A 15,602-nucleotide genomic window follows, 5' to 3' on the forward strand; every position below is an offset into this window, starting at 1 on the left:
CGTCCCTCGGGCGCGCTTGTCAGGCAAGCCAGCGCTAGATTCGCCTGCGGGCGTTATCAGGATGCCATGCCATCCTGGCCCTGCGGCTCAAGGCGCGCTTTCAACAGCTGACGGCTGTTCACTCTTGGCCTCATCCCTGCTCGGCCCACTTCCTGATTGCGCCTGTTGAGTGCAAAACCAGTGTTCTTACGAATCACAATTTGCCTTTCGTTTTTGATAGGGCTTTTGACCTTGAGTTTGATTTTTCAGAGCACATTTGAGCGGCTGAGACGATGAGTGAGGGAACCCACTTAGTGGGCAGGCGATACGTGCGGAGGCGCGGATTGTTAAGGCTCGCGCTTACGAGCCTTAACTCGGTTGAGGCTGTTGAGGTGAGATATTCACCAAGCTAATATCAACCGAAACCAGATGCGGTTTTAGATATGAACTTCTACCATAACGCTTTTTAGCCGCGCGATATTAGCTTAGCCCCAGTGCCTTTTTCACACCTATTCCATAGTCTGGATGTACTTGCTCAAACAGCGCTATCTGACGGCGTTGAATCTCTTCTGGCACCTGCGAAAGTTCCCCAGCAATACGGGTAAACATGCGCTGATGTTCTTCTTCGCTCAACAGGTTAAATAAGGCCCGTGGCTGACTAAAATAGTCATCGTCATCGCGGTGATTCCAGTGATCCGCCGCACCGGTCAGCGTCAACGGTGGCTCGCTAAAATCAGGCTGCTCCTGGAATAAACCGAAGCTGTTCGGCTCATAGGTGGCGGTATTGCTGCTGTTTCCGTCCACGCGCATTGCGCCATCACGATGATAGTTGTGGAACGGGCATTTGGCGCCGTTAACCGGAATCTGATGGTGATTAACGCCTAAACGGTAACGATGCGCATCGCCGTAGGAGAACAGGCGACCTTGCAGCATTTTGTCTGGAGAGAAGCTAATGCCCGGAACCACGTTGGCCGGGTTGAACGCCGCTTGCTCCACTTCAGAGAAATAGTTCTCTGGGTTACGGTTCAGTTCGAAATATCCGACGTCAATCAGCGGATAGTCACCGTGTGGCCAAACTTTGGTTAAATCGAACGGATTGTACGGAACTTCCGAGGCTTCGTGCTCCGGCATAATCTGCACTTGCAGAGTCCAACGAGGGAAATCACCGCGCTCAATGGCTTCGTACAAATCGCGCTGAGAACTTTCCCGATCGGAACCGATCAGTTTTTCCGCTTCATCATCCATCAGGTTTTCAATGCCCTGCTGGCAACGGAAATGGAATTTCACCCAATAACGCTCGTTCTGATTGTTGATAAAGCTAAAGGTGTGGCTGCCGAAACCGTGCATATGACGGTAGGATTTTGGTAGGCCGCGATCGCTGAAATCGATAGTTAACTGGTGAAGTGATTCAGGAAGCTGAGAGAAGAAATCCCATTTGTAGGTTGGGTTACGCAAGTTGGTTCGCGGATCGCGTTTGACCACATGGTTCAAATCCGGGAATTTCAACGGGTCGCGCAGATAAAACACCGGCGTATCGTTGCCCACTAAGTCCCAGTTACCTTCTTCGGTATAAAACTTCATGGCAAAACCGCGAATATCCCGCTCTGCGTCAGCAGCGCCGCGTTCACCGGCTACCGTTGAAAAACGCACGAACATATCGGTTTTCTTACCGATCTGAGAGAAAATCTTAGCGCGAGTATACTTGGTTATATCGTGAGTAACGGTAAAGGTACCGTAAGCGCCAGAGCCTTTGGCGTGCATCCGGCGCTCAGGGATCACTTCCCGATCAAAGTGAGCTAATTTCTCAAGAAACCAGACATCTTGCAGTAACATCGGGCCGCGAGGGCCTGCGGTCACCACGTTATTGTTGTCGACAACGGGTGCGCCTGCTGCCGTAGTTAGTCCTTTCTTTTTGCTCATCATGTTCTCCAGTATCGCTGTTGAATTGACTGCGGGTGTTGAAATGAGTCTGAGTGAGAGACTCTGTTAAAAATTGGACTTATTGCCAGATGACAAAGAATGACTTTAGCGAATCGCCGCTGACTGTTCTTTGATCCCCCCACTAGTTGTAGCTGTATAGGTCACCTTCGGCAAATAGATATAGGTTATCGCTGGGATTAAATCTACGGCGGAACGATTCATCGCATTTAGTTACAATCATATGAAATGATGAGTTATTTATTCGGTTTTTTCTGGCTTGTTATGGGAAGCTTTTCGGTTAAACTCATGGCGGGAAAGCTCTGTCGGCAAGTTGCGCGGCAGATAATTGAATAATAACGAGAGATTATATGAGAAAGACACTTATTGCCTGTGCAGCAAGTTTGCTGTTTGTAGCAGGTTCAGCCAGCGCGATCAGCGTCACCGCAGAAGCAGGACGTCATTACACTAACCTCGGTGTCGGTATGGGCACCAACAGCGGCGGCCTGGCTGTGAGCGGTAACTGGGCGCGTAGCGACCACGACGGTGACATGGGCAGCTTAGGTCTGGGCTTCAACCTGCCAATTGGCCCATTGATGGCGACCATTGGCGGTAAAGGTATCTATATGGCACCTGAAGACGGTAAAAACGGCGGCGCAATTGCCGTTGGCGGCGGGTTGAGCTATCCGATAACCAAATCATTCACTTTATACGGTGAAGGTTATGTAGCGCCAGAATCCCTGACCAGTGGGATGAAATCCTACACCGAAGCGAACGCCGGTGTGCGTTGGAGCGTGATTCGCCCGTTGACGGTAGATGTTGGTTATCGTTACATCAATATGGAAGGGAAAGAAGGCCGTCGGGATAACCGTCTGGCGGATGGCATGTATATCGGTGCCGGTCTAAACTTCTGATTTCATGCGTTGAAAACAAAACGGGCGCTGGGTGTGATACCCGCGCCCATTTTTTTATGTAGAGATACTCGGTTTCTATGTGGAGATACTAGGTATAAAACCTGTTATTTCAGTGTATTAACCCACTGCGGGTAATACCCCGGCGACAATACCGACCTGAATCGCAATCACGGTTACACCGCAGGTAAATACCAGTGCCAGAGCTGGTTTACCGCCCCAAACACGATAGTTTTTACCCTGATGCATCTGGCGCGCTTTCCAGGCCAGTAACGAAGGCAAAATCAGCGCCAGCACCGATAGGGCAACGGCGGCAAAGCCCAGCGCCATGACAAATCCGCGTGGGTAAAACAGGGCGAACAGCAGCGGTGGTAGGAAGGTTATTACGCCGGTTTGCAGTCGACCGCGCACCGTATTACGACGCTTAAATAAATCTGCCAGATAATCGAATAACCCTAAGGCTACGCCGAGGAATGAGGTCGCCAGCGCCAGGTCGGCAAACAGGTGTACCGCCAGTTCAACGTGCGGTGAGGCGACGACTTCACGCACGGCCTGTAATAAACCGTTCAGACCGGCCTGCTGCGCCAGAATACCGACAAAGGTATGAGAAGAAATCGCGCCCAGCGTCGCTAATTGCCAGAAAATATAAGCGATTAATGGAATGGCGCTGCCGATGATAAACACCCAGCGCAGTTTGCGAATATTACCGCCCATATAATTGACGATACTTGGTACGCTGCCGTGGAAGCCGAAAGAGGTGAAAATCACCGGAATGGCAGACAGCGCCAGCCCTTGCTCCAAGGGTAAGGTCAGCAGGTTGGCTTTTTCCACGTGCGGCATCATTAATGCCAGCATTACCACGAGGAAAATAATTTTCGCGCTGAATAAAATTCGGTTAAATAAATCGACTGAATGGGTGCCAATGCACACAACTCCACCGGCTATCAACGTGAATAGCAGTACGCCGAGATAGGTCGGGAAGCTCTGCTCTGTCCATTGGCTGATACTGGTTGCCAAAAGCTCACCGGCGCCGCTGATATAGGCAGAGGTCAAGGCGTACATCAAAAACATCATGCTAAAGCCGGTTAACCACTGACCACGGCTGCCTAGATAGCGTTTGGCCAAAGTGCCCAGACCGGTATCAGCCGCTTCGTGTTGATATACTTCAACCAATAATAATGCGGTGTAGCACATCAATAGCCAAAGGGAGACCAGAAGGGTCAAGGTTACGCTGAAACCCACGCCAGCGGCAGCAAGCGGCATCGCCAGCATCCCTGCACCAATTGTGGTTCCCGCCACGATAAAAATACTGCCAAGAGTGCGATTCTTCACGCTTTCCTCTGCTAACCGACATTTTATTGAAATTATTGAGTGCAGCAGAGTAGATGATCCCATTAATTCTGTCAAATCGACGTTACAATTGATGTAAAATTATGTTTACACTCGGTTGTTGTTTGATTTATCAGGTTTTATTTTAAAGTTGTTGCGGGCGCGGTGGAAAGAGTAGAAAAGATTGTGTTTCACCGAGGCTGTTCTTAAAGTGTGAGTAAGGGAATTTGCGGAGAGAAAAATGCTGAGAATTGAGATGTTAAGCACCGGCGATGAAGTATTGCACGGGCAAATCGTGGACACCAACGCCGCCTGGTTGGCGGAGTATCTGTTTACTCAAGGATTGCCGATGAGCAGCCGGGAAACGGTAGGTGACGATTTGGAAGCGCTCATCGCCGTACTGCTAGAACGCAGCCATGTAGCCGATGTTCTGATCGTCAACGGCGGGTTGGGGCCGACCAGCGACGATTTAAGCGCGCTGGCGGCAGCACGAGCCTGCGGGGTGGAACTGATCGAACATCCACAGTGGATTGCCCGTATGGAAGCGTTTTTCGCCGAGCGCGGAAGAGTGATGTCCGCCACTAATCGCAAACAGGCACACATACCGGCCAACGCTGAAATGCTGGATAACCCCGTGGGAACTGCCTGCGGTTTTGCGTTCCAACTGAATAAATGTCAGATGTTTTTCACTCCGGGCGTGCCTTCTGAATTCAAAGTGATGGTGGAGCAGCAGATTGTGCCGCGTTTACGGGAAAGTTTTCCGCAGATTGCGCCACCGCTTTGTTTACGTATGACCACCTTTGGCCGTTCGGAAAGCGATTTGGCGATGGAGCTAGACCCGCTGCCGCTGCCGGAAGGCGCGGTGCTAGGTTATCGTTCTTCCGCCCCTATTATTGAGCTGAAACTGACCGGCCCGGCTTCACAGCGTTCGGCGATGGAAGAAGTCTGGCAGCAGGTGCGTCAGGTGGCCGGTGAAAGCCTGATTTATGAAGGCACAGAGGGATTACCCGCGTTGGTTGCCGGGCAGTTGAATCAGCGCGGATTAACGCTGGCGCTCAGTGAGCAATTTACCGGCGGGCTGATCAATTTACAGCTACAAAGCGTGCAGGCACCTTTAGCCGGTGGGGAATTGCTGCCGTTATCCTGTGTGGAAACTTTGCCTGAGCTTGCCGCCCGCGCTCAGTCGTTGGCTGCCCTGTGCGGTGCGCCGTTGGTATTGGCGGTTAGCGCAATGAAAGGTGAAAATCTTAGCGTAGCCTTACATACGCCAAACGGTACTTTCGGACAGACGGTTCGCTCTCAGGCCAGCCGTCACGGGTTAAGAATTCGACAGGAAACGAGCGCGATGCTGGGCCTGGAAATGCTGCGTCGCTGGCTGGCAGGAGGCAAAGTCTGCGGTCAGCACGGCTGGCTGACGGTGATTGAAATGCTGTGATATCACGGCGCAAACAAAAAAGCAGACAGTGCCATCACTCTGTCTGCTTTTTATCTATTTCGTCGATTTTTATTGCCGCCGCGGATTATTTTTCCTGCGCGCTGTGTACTTCCTTACTGGCTTCCCACAGACGATATTTCACTTCCACGCCTTGAGGCACGTATACCACGATTGGCAGGCGGCTGTTATAACGCTGCATGGTATAGTTACCCAGATTGGCGGTAACAAATGCCGGATGTTTAGCGCTTTCTGGGCAGGCCATCTGGGTTGATAAAACTCCAGAAATTTCATTCATTACCAGATAGTCATAACCCCAGCCATCCAAAGTATGGGATTCTAACTTGCCGCCCAACATATGGTGGTTACAGTCAACTTCCAGATTTTTGCCAATCAACAATTCAACTTTAAAGCGATCTTCATCAGGCCGCTGCGGCAGATAAATAACATGGCGGCTCATACCTGTTTCAGCGGCTGGGAAGGGCGCGATTTTTTCCAGCGGCTGCTGTTCTGGTGCCGCATTGTCTGCGGCGATAGCTCCGGCGGAGGCGGCAAGCAGTAAACCGGCGATCAGGGAAAATGTTTTATTCATATTGATTTCTCCTTGCGATTAATGCCGATAATTTTAACACAAAAGTATCATAAGGTTAGTATATGCAATTGGCTATAATCATATTATTCATAGATGATTATAGCCCTGATTTTTTGTTAAAATGCTGAATATAATTTTACAATGCTCGTTTTATAAAATGAAAAACTAAATTTTGTCTTATTATACCTCCTCATAGTACAAGGTATGTATGTGCCCAATGATTCCAAGGGTACGTGATTCCATATTTCTATTCATTATTGTTAATGAATGAATATTTTTTATATATTGATTTACTGTAATTGTAATAAGGAGAGGCTATGAATGTTGGTATGACATCAGGCGTTTATCAGATTAATAATTCAATGGAAAACGTCGCTGAAATTAAACGTGGTTCTCAGTTCACTCATTCGTTGGCTAAACTTTTAACTAAAGTAAAAAATGTCTACATTTCACTTGTTACCTCGGTGAGGTCATCAGCAGTATCGAAAGGGGAAGATAAAACTTCCCCTGAAGTGAAATCAGAAGGACGGTTACAAAAATTGCTAACCGGAATTAAACAATTATTTGGCTCTTTATCCACATCCTTTAATATCGACAAATCAAAATCATCAGCAGCGAGTTTTACGTTACACAGTCTATTTGATATTAAGGAGGTAGAGCGCGGCGATGGGATTGAAAAACTTTGTAAAAAAATAAAAGAGACTGCAAAGCATGAAGATATTCTTACTATGTTTAGGACGTCACCGTCGAGCGATGATGCACAAGAAATAAAACAAAAAAGGTTTGGCTTCGAACAATTTTGTTCAAGTCAGAATTGTACTCCTGAGGTTTTGTCCTCAATTTTCAAAAAAGAGATGAGTCATCTTTTGCCTAAATTAGATAATAATGATTTTAAGCGTCTTCCTGATATTCATCCCGAAAATAAACAAACGCTTGATGATTGCAAAAACGCGGTACGGAATGTCTTGATAGAGAAAATTAATCAGATGCCTGCGGATAAAATAAAACTTGTGGTTATGATGCTCAATACGCTAGCAGAAGTTAAAAAAGTGGCAATAGATAAAGAGGACCATACTCTAAGAGACATCAATGGACTTAACCGCTATGTGATTCCCCATTTGATTGGTGATGATCTTGAATCTCGCTATTTAGAAAAAATACCCGGTACCAATAAGATGATGAAAGATGATATTGAAGCTAAGTTAACTACGCCATTTAATCACTGGCAACATCTATCTATAGCGCAATCTGGTTACGTACAGGTATTTAACTGAGATAAAAGTTGGGTGGTGATATGTTTAATAAAAAACCGCGCTAGGGGCGCGGTCATCAGTAGTTTACTTTGTTTTATCTGTCTGCCTGAAAAAGTGCGTTGCAGACTAAATTTCCAGCTCAATATCACCCACCGGTTGGCAGCAGCAGGGGAGAATTTCCCCGTCTTGTACAAAGGCCAGCGGTTGCTGGGCGTAGCAAACTTCGCCTTTTAGCAAACGGATACGACAAGAACCGCAATAGCCCGAGCGGCATTGGTATTCGACCTGAATCTGATGCTGCTCCAGCACTTCCAACAGGTTGGATTCATTATCGGGATAGGGCAACTGCGTACCTGAAGTACGCAGATTGATAATAGATTTTTCCATGCAATTAAAGCTGGAAATCACTCAAATCGTCGGCGCTGACTTCGGAATCAATCTGACCGACCAGATAGGAGCTAACTTCCACTTCCTGCGGGGCAACCTGCACGTTGTCTGACACTAACCAGGAGTTAATCCATGGAATCGGGTTGGTGCGGGTTTTAAACGGAATGCCTAAACCTACGGCCTGCATACGGATATTGGTGATGTATTCCACGTATTGACACAGAATATCTTTATTCAGGCCGATCATCGAACCGTCGCGGAACAGGTATTCTGCCCATTCTTTTTCTTGCTGCGCGGCTAGTACGAATAGGTCGTAACACTGTTGCTGACATTCTTCGGCAATTTCAGCCATTTCCGGATCGTCTGCACCGGAGCGCATCAGGTTAAGAATATGTTGAGTGCCGGTCAGATGCAGAGCTTCGTCGCGGGCAATCATTTTGATGATCTTGGCATTGCCTTCCATCAGTTCGCGCTCGGCGAAGGCGAAAGAACAGGCGAAGCTAACGTAGAAGCGAATCGCTTCCAGCGCATTGACGCTCATCAGGCACAGATACAGCTGCTTTTTCAGCTCGCGCAGGTTAACGACCACGGTTTTACCGTTGACCTGATGGGTGCCTTCCCCCAGTAAATGGTAATAGCTGGTCATTTCAATCAGATCATCGTAATAAGCCGAAATATCTTTAGCGCGTTTCAGAATTTCTTCATTTGTCACGATATCGTCAAATACCACCGCCGGATCGTTCACGATATTGCGAATAATATGGGTGTAAGAACGAGAGTGAATCGTTTCCGAGAACGACCAGGTTTCTACCCAGGTTTCCAGTTCAGGAATGGAAATCAGCGGCAATAAAGCCACGTTCGGGCTACGACCTTGAATGGAATCCAGCAGCGTTTGATATTTCAGATTGCTGATAAAAATGTGTTTTTCGTGTTCCGGCAACGCGTTGTAATCGATGCGATCGCGGGAAACGTCAATTTCTTCAGGGCGCCAGAAGAAAGAAAGTTGCTTTTCAATCAGCTTCTCGAAAATTGGGTGTTTCTGTTGGTCGAAACGTGCCACGTTAACGGACTGACCAAGAAACATGGGTTCGAGTAACTGGTTGTTTTTGTTCTGAGAAAAAGTGGTATAGGCCATGATGTCCTCGAGGATATCGCAAAAGGCAAAAAGAAATGGCCCTCAGGATGACTCGATTTTTGCGCGGCCGAAACGGCAGGGCGCAAAATGATCAACCGCCAGCCAATCGCTGAATGGATTGTCCGGCGGGAGGGCCTTAACTAAAAATCAAATCTTACACGCACCGCCTTCGCAGTCGTCGTCTCCGGGCTGACCCTGAATGTCTTCCTGCACATCGTCAGCCCCGTCGCGGGTGTTTTGATAATACAGTGTCTTCACACCAAATTTATAGGTGGTCAGCAGGTCTTTTAGCAATTGCTTCATCGGCACTTTGCCTGATGGGAAACGAGCCGGATCGTAATTGGTATTAGCTGAAATGGCCTGATCGACGAATTTCTGCATTAAACCGACCAATTGCAGGTAGCCATCGTTATTTGGCATTTCCCACAGCAGTTCGTAAGCCTCTTTCAGGCGTTCATACTCAGGAACAACCTGACGCAAAATACCGTCTTTCGAGGCTTTGATACTGACATAGCCGCGCGGTGGCTCAATACCGTTGGTGGCATTGGAGATCTGCGAAGAAGTTTCTGATGGCATCAGGGCAGACAGCGTGGAGTTACGCAGGCCGAATTCCTGAATATCTTTACGCAGCGTTTCCCAATCGTAGTGCAGTGGCTCATCGCTGATCGCGTCCAAATCTTTCTTATAGGTATCGATCGGCAGAATACCTTGAGAATAAGTGGTTTCGTTAAACCACTGGCATGCGCCTTGCTCACGCGCTAACTGATTAGACGCTTTCAGCAGGTAATACTGAATGGCTTCAAAGGTACGGTGAGTCAGGTTATTTGCGCTGCCATCGGAGTAACGCACGCCGTTTTTCGCCAGATAGTAAGCGTAGTTAATCACGCCGACGCCCAGAGTACGACGACCCATAGCGCCACGGCGAGCCGCTTCGATCGGGTAATCCTGATAGTCCAACAAGGCATCCAGCGCGCGAACGGCCAGAATAGCCAGGTCTTCTAATTCATCCAGGCTATCAATTGCGCCGAGGTTGAAGGCAGACAGCGTACAAAGCGCAATTTCACCGTTCGGATCGTTGATGTCGTTCAGCGGTTTGGTCGGCAGCGCGATTTCCAGGCACAGGTTGGACTGGCGTACCGGCGCAATCTTCGGATCAAACGGGCTGTGGGTGTTGCAATGGTCAACGTTCTGAATGTAGATGCGGCCAGTTGATGCACGTTCCTGCATCATCAGGGAGAACAGTTCCACCGCTTTGACGCGTTGCTGACGGATGCTGCTGTCCTGCTCGTACTGGGTATACAGACGTTCGAATGCTTCCTGATCGGCGAAGAAGGCGTCATACAGCCCCGGTACGTCGGACGGGCTGAATAAAGTGATGTCGCCGCCTTGCAGCAGACGTTGATACATCAGCTTGTTGATTTGTACGCCGTAATCCATGTGGCGAACGCGGTTTCCTTCCACCCCACGGTTATTTTTCAACACCAGCAGGCTTTCAACTTCCAGATGCCACATCGGGTAGAACAGGGTGGCTGCGCCGCCGCGAACGCCGCCCTGCGAGCAGGATTTCACCGCGGTCTGGAAATGCTTGTAGAACGGAATACAGCCGGTGTGGAAAGCTTCGCCGCCGCGAATTGGGCTACCCAGCGCACGGATACGACCGGCGTTGATACCGATACCGGCGCGTTGAGAAACGTATTTCACAATGGCGCTAGAAGTGGCGTTGATAGAATCCAGGCTGTCGCCGCACTCGATCAGTACGCAAGAGCTGAACTGACGGGTAGGAGTACGTACGCCGGACATAATCGGCGTCGGCAGTGAAATCTTGAAGGTGGACACTGCATCATAGAAACGCTTGATGTAATCCATGCGGGTATCACGCGGGTAGCCGGAGAACAGGCAGGCCGCAACCAGGATATACAGGAATTGGGCGCTTTCGTAGATTTCACCGGTAACGCGGTTCTGTACCAGATATTTCCCTTCCAACTGCTTAACCGCAGCGTAGGAGAAGTTCATATCGCGCCAGTGGTCAATAAAACCGTCCATCTGCTCGAAGTCTTCAGCGGTGTAGTCTTCCAGCAGATGCTTATCGTATTTGCCCATGTCGACCATTTTGCTGACGTGGTCAAACAGTTTTGGCGGCTCAAACTGGCCGTAGGCTTTTTTACGCAGATGGAAAATCGCTAGACGCGCGGCCAGATATTGGTAATCCGGTGCGTCACGGGAGATCAAATCCGCTGCGGCTTTGATAATAGTTTCATGGATATCGGCGGTTTTGATGCCATCATAAAACTGGATGTGAGAACGTAATTCTACTTGAGATACTGAGACGTTATGTAAACCTTCCGCGGCCCAGTCGATGACTCGGTGGATTTTATCAAGGTTGATGCGCTCTTTGCTGCCATCGCGTTTAGTAACAAGTAGACTTTGGTTCATGTGTTCTTGACCTTTTTTCCCCTGTTCAGCCTACATAAAACACAAGTCTATGCTCTCCTTGATTGCAGTAATCATTGAGGGCAGTAGTGCATTGTTCAGTATGTAAACACTATATGTGGGGGTAGTATGTTGGTGAGATAACAAGATAGTGAGAAACGACGATTTTAGCAAGTGAACAAAACCGACGAATTGTGTGGATAACTTGGGGGTGAAATGTTACCAACGGCTTACAACCTGCGTCAGCACTGGAGATCTTGCTCCCTCAGTCTGGGGGATAAGATTTTACCGAAAATCTTAAAAATTTGATTGTTTGACGCTTTATTAAACGTTAGAAAAAAACGCGATAAGGTCTCTGTTTTAATGTCAAAAAAAGCGGCTTGGATCGCATTTTTCTGTTGACGGCGCATAAATCAACGTATTTCGGATAGAAGCTGATCAATCTGATAAAAATTCGGGCGACGCGCAGTTGGCCGCCATCGCCCTTAAAGCTATGAACTATTCAACGCTACCCATTAAGACTCTCTTGATCCCTTTGGGTGTGCAGCATGTAGTTGACGTCTACGTTGCGACCGAGCTTAAAGTGATCGGTCAGAGGATTATAATGCAGGCCAATAATTTGCTTTTCTCGTAGCGGAGTTTGGTCGATCCAACCGATCAATTCTGACGGACGAATGAATTTTTTCGAGTCGTGAGTGCCTTTCGGTACCATTTTCAAAATGTATTCAGCGCCAACTACCGCCATCAGCCAGGATTTGGTATTGCGGTTAATGGTAGAGAAGAATACGTGGCCGCCGGGTTTGACCAAACGGGCGCAGGCGCGAATCACCGAAGCCGGGTCTGGAACGTGCTCAAGCATCTCCATGCAGGTCACTACATCGTACTGCTGCGGATGCGCTTCAGCGTGAGACTCGACGGTTTCTTGTACGTAATCGAGCTTGACGCCGGTTTCCAAGGCGTGCAAACGAGCCACTTGCAGCGGCTCGGTGCCCATATCCAGCCCGGTGACTACTGCGCCTTCCCGCGCCATACTTTCCGCCAAAATGCCGCCGCCGCAGCCGACATCCAGAACTTTCTTACCGAAAATACCGTCTGCGCGTTGCAAAATATAGTTCAGTCGCAACGGATTTATCCGATGAAGGGGTTTGAATTCACCTTCTAAATCCCACCAACGGGAGGCGACGGCCTCGAACTTGGCGATCTCGCTTTCATCAACGTTAGGGCGGTTTGCTGGGGTTTCTGCACGCATGGCTGAATATCACTCCTCTATCTCTTTGCGCGGATTATACATGCTCCCCGCAGATTGGCGCAGTTTTGTATCGTCAGCCTAAGTTTCATCGGAAGCTTGTGGAACAGGAATTCGAGGATAAACTTGGCATATTCACGTCTGTAGTTTCCCCAAAATCTGCGGTTTGTGATATAGTTTCGTACCTTTGAATCCGGTAATTAGTAGAGGGATAGCGGCTCAATGAGCGACCTTGCCAGAGAAATAACACCGGTCAACATCGAAGAAGAGTTGAAAAACTCCTATTTGGATTATGCGATGTCCGTGATTGTGGGACGTGCGCTACCAGATGTTCGAGATGGATTGAAGCCGGTACACCGTCGCGTTCTGTTTGCGATGAATGTACTGGGTAACGACTGGAATAAACCATACAAAAAATCGGCCCGTGTAGTTGGGGACGTTATCGGTAAATATCACCCGCATGGTGACAGCGCGGTCTACGACACAATTGTGCGTATGGCTCAGCCGTTCTCACTGCGCTATATGCTGGTGGATGGGCAGGGCAACTTCGGTTCCGTTGACGGCGACTCCGCCGCGGCGATGCGTTATACCGAAGTGCGCATGTCAAAAATTGCTCACGAACTGCTGTCGGATCTGGAAAAAGATACCGTCGATTACGTGCCTAACTACGATGGCACCGAGCAGATTCCTGCCGTCATGCCAACTCGCATACCGAACCTGCTGGTCAACGGCGCGTCGGGTATTGCCGTCGGTATGGCAACCAACATTCCGCCGCATAACCTTTCTGAGGTTATCGATGGCTGTCTGGCGTATATCGAAGATGAAAACATCACCATTGAAGGGTTGATGGAACACATCCCAGGGCCAGATTTCCCAACGGGCGCCATTATCAATGGTCGCCGTGGTATTGAAGAAGCTTATCGTACTGGCCGTGGCAAAGTGTATGTCCGCGCCCGTGCTGAAGTGGAAGCTGATGCTAAAACCGGTCGCGAAACCATCATTGTTCACGAGATTCCGTATCAGGTGAACAAAGCGCGGCTGATTGAAAAAATCGCCGAGCTGGTGAAAGAGAAACGCGTCGAAGGCATTAGTGCGCTGCGCGACGAGTCTGATAAAGACGGTATGCGCATCGTTATCGAAGTGAAACGCGACGCGGTTGGGGAAGTGGTTCTTAACAACCTGTATTCTCTGACTCAATTGCAGGTCACTTTCGGTATGAACATGGTTGCCTTGTCTCAGGGCCAGCCAAAATTACTGAATCTGAAAGATATTCTGGTGGCATTCGTGCGTCACCGCCGCGAAGTGGTTACACGCCGGACTATCTTTGAACTGCGTAAAGCCCGCGACCGTGCTCATATCCTGGAAGCGCTGGCGATTGCACTGGCTAACATCGATCCGATTATCGAACTGATTCGCCGTGCGGCAACGCCTGCCGAAGCAAAAGCCGGTTTAATTGCCAATCCGTGGGAACTGGGTAACGTTGCTTCCATGCTGGAACGTGCTGGCGATGATGCTGCGCGCCCGGAATGGTTGGAACCAGAGTTTGGTATCCGCGACGGCAAATATTACCTCACCGAGCAACAGGCTCAGGCGATTCTGGATCTGCGTTTGCAGAAACTGACCGGTCTGGAGCATGAGAAACTGCTGGATGAGTATAAAGAACTGCTGACTTTGATCGCTGAGCTGATCTTTATTCTGGAAAACCCAGAGCGCTTGATGGAAGTGATTCGCGAAGAATTAGTGGCGATCAAAGAACAGTACAGTGACGCACGTCGTACTGAAATTACCGCTAATACTTCCGATATCAACATCGAAGACCTGATCAGTCAGGAAGACGTGGTTGTGACGCTATCCCATCAGGGTTACGTCAAATACCAGCCGCTTTCTGATTACGAAGCGCAGCGTCGCGGCGGTAAAGGTAAATCAGCAGCCCGTATCAAAGAAGAAGACTTCATCGATCGCCTGCTGGTTGCCAATACCCACGACACTATTCTGTGCTTCTCCAGCCGTGGTCGTCTGTACTGGATGAAGGTGTACCAATTGCCAGAAGCCAGCCGCGGTGCTCGTGGTCGCCCAATCGTTAACCTGCTGCCGTTAGAGCCGAATGAGCGTATTACCGCTATTCTGCCGGTGCGGGAATACGAAGAAGGGCGTCACGTCTTTATGGCAACCGCCAGCGGTACCGTGAAGAAAACTGCGCTGACCGAATTCAGCCGCCCTCGCAGCGCCGGCATTATTGCCGTCAATCTGAACGAAGGCGATGAGCTGATCGGCGTCGATCTGACCGATGGTAGCAACGAAGTCATGTTGTTCTCCACCGAAGGTAAAGTGGTTCGTTTCCCAGAAGAACAGGTTCGTTCGATGGGTCGAACCGCGACCGGCGTGCGCGGGATTAACCTGAATGGCGATGACCGCGTCGTGTCACTGATTATCCCTCGGGGTGACGGTGAGATTCTGACGGTGACAGAGAACGGCTACGGTAAACGTACTGCGGTAGAAGAATATCCTACCAAGTCTCGTGCAACGCAGGGCGTTATCTCCATCAAAGTCAGTGAGCGTAATGGTAAAGTGGTCGGTGCGGTTCAGGTTGCGCCAACTGACCAAATCATGATGATCACCGATGCCGGTACTTTGGTGCGTACTCGCGTTTCAGAAGTCAGCATTGTGGGCCGTAATACCCAGGGTGTGACGTTGATTCGTACTGCTGAAGACGAGCACGTTGTCGGCCTGCAACGAGTTGCAGAGCCAGAAGACGACGATGAGGATGAAGCACTTGAAGGTGAAGAAGGCAGCGCAGAGAACTCTGAGCTGCCAGCAGCACCGGAAGATGATGCCAACGACGCGCCGGAAGACGACAACGCATAATGTTAAAACAGGTGCGGAAAATCGCGCCTGTTATTGACTGCTGTGATGAAAAGACAAGCCAGCCTCAGTGCTGGCTTTTTTATGTGTTATCGGTAGTGTATTCTGTTAGCAGAACTGCCCATCCGG

The 15,602-nt window shown here is 49.4% G+C and carries 11 protein-coding genes; 4 read left to right on the forward strand and 7 right to left on the reverse strand.

Annotation, left to right across the window (positions count from 1 at the left end; translation table 11 throughout):
- Positions 1-459: 459 nt before the first annotated feature.
- The gene (gene katA, locus ACQ4OC_RS06435) at positions 460-1,899 is read right to left on the reverse strand and encodes a catalase KatA (RefSeq protein WP_064517295.1); all 1,440 of its coding nucleotides are present in this window, start codon (positions 1,897-1,899) and stop codon (positions 460-462) included.
- Positions 1,900-2,267: 368 nt separating this feature from the next.
- Between katA and ACQ4OC_RS06440 the strand changes: the two genes are divergently transcribed.
- Positions 2,268-2,810 (forward strand): YfaZ family outer membrane protein, encoded by a 543-nt coding sequence (locus ACQ4OC_RS06440; RefSeq protein WP_064517297.1) that lies wholly within the window; start codon positions 2,268-2,270, stop codon positions 2,808-2,810.
- A 117-nt stretch (positions 2,811-2,927) separates the two neighbouring features.
- Here ACQ4OC_RS06440 and tyrP read toward each other — a convergent pair whose 3' ends face one another.
- Positions 2,928-4,139, reverse strand: a complete 1,212-nt coding sequence (gene tyrP, locus ACQ4OC_RS06445; RefSeq protein ID WP_064517300.1) for a tyrosine transporter TyrP — start codon at positions 4,137-4,139, stop codon at positions 2,928-2,930.
- A 238-nt stretch (positions 4,140-4,377) separates the two neighbouring features.
- On the opposite strand from tyrP, the gene ACQ4OC_RS06450 reads away from it, so the two are divergent.
- Positions 4,378-5,571 carry a nicotinamide mononucleotide deamidase-related protein YfaY gene (locus tag ACQ4OC_RS06450; protein WP_430971025.1) on the forward strand — a complete coding sequence of 398 codons (1,194 nt, stop codon included), beginning with the start codon at positions 4,378-4,380 and terminating at the stop codon, positions 5,569-5,571.
- A gap of 85 nt (positions 5,572-5,656) precedes the next feature.
- On the opposite strand, the gene eco is transcribed toward ACQ4OC_RS06450, so the two are convergent.
- On the reverse strand, positions 5,657-6,160 hold the full coding sequence (gene eco / locus ACQ4OC_RS06455) for a serine protease inhibitor ecotin (RefSeq protein ID WP_120806311.1): 504 nt from the start codon (positions 6,158-6,160) through the stop codon (positions 5,657-5,659).
- 317 nt (positions 6,161-6,477) lie between these two features.
- On the opposite strand from eco, the gene ACQ4OC_RS06460 reads away from it, so the two are divergent.
- Positions 6,478-7,434, forward strand: coding sequence for a hypothetical protein (locus tag ACQ4OC_RS06460; RefSeq protein WP_064517308.1), 957 nt, complete (start codon positions 6,478-6,480; stop codon positions 7,432-7,434).
- A 105-nt stretch (positions 7,435-7,539) separates the two neighbouring features.
- Here ACQ4OC_RS06460 and yfaE read toward each other — a convergent pair whose 3' ends face one another.
- The 4 genes from yfaE to ubiG form a co-directional block, all read right to left on the reverse strand.
- On the reverse strand, positions 7,540-7,800 hold the full coding sequence (gene yfaE / locus ACQ4OC_RS06465) for a class I ribonucleotide reductase maintenance protein YfaE (RefSeq protein WP_064517309.1): 261 nt from the start codon (positions 7,798-7,800) through the stop codon (positions 7,540-7,542).
- 4 nt (positions 7,801-7,804) lie between these two features.
- Positions 7,805-8,935, reverse strand: coding sequence for a class Ia ribonucleoside-diphosphate reductase subunit beta (gene nrdB / locus ACQ4OC_RS06470; protein WP_049597061.1), 1,131 nt, complete (start codon positions 8,933-8,935; stop codon positions 7,805-7,807).
- A gap of 147 nt (positions 8,936-9,082) precedes the next feature.
- Positions 9,083-11,368: a class 1a ribonucleoside-diphosphate reductase subunit alpha gene (gene nrdA / locus ACQ4OC_RS06475; protein WP_064517312.1), complete on the reverse strand. Its 2,286-nt coding sequence runs from the start codon at positions 11,366-11,368 to the stop codon at positions 9,083-9,085.
- Positions 11,369-11,873: 505 nt separating this feature from the next.
- The gene (gene ubiG, locus ACQ4OC_RS06480) at positions 11,874-12,614 is read right to left on the reverse strand and encodes a bifunctional 2-polyprenyl-6-hydroxyphenol methylase/3-demethylubiquinol 3-O-methyltransferase UbiG (protein ID WP_064517315.1); all 741 of its coding nucleotides are present in this window, start codon (positions 12,612-12,614) and stop codon (positions 11,874-11,876) included.
- 219 nt (positions 12,615-12,833) lie between these two features.
- Here ubiG and gyrA point away from each other — a divergent pair, with 219 nt between their 5' ends.
- Positions 12,834-15,476 carry a DNA topoisomerase (ATP-hydrolyzing) subunit A gene (gene gyrA, locus ACQ4OC_RS06485; protein WP_430971026.1) on the forward strand — a complete coding sequence of 881 codons (2,643 nt, stop codon included), beginning with the start codon at positions 12,834-12,836 and terminating at the stop codon, positions 15,474-15,476.
- The last annotated feature ends 126 nt before the right edge of the window (positions 15,477-15,602 follow it).

Origin of the sequence: Yersinia sp. J1, from assembly GCF_050586585.1 — a bacterium.
Classification (GTDB): domain Bacteria; phylum Pseudomonadota; class Gammaproteobacteria; order Enterobacterales; family Enterobacteriaceae; genus Yersinia; species Yersinia entomophaga.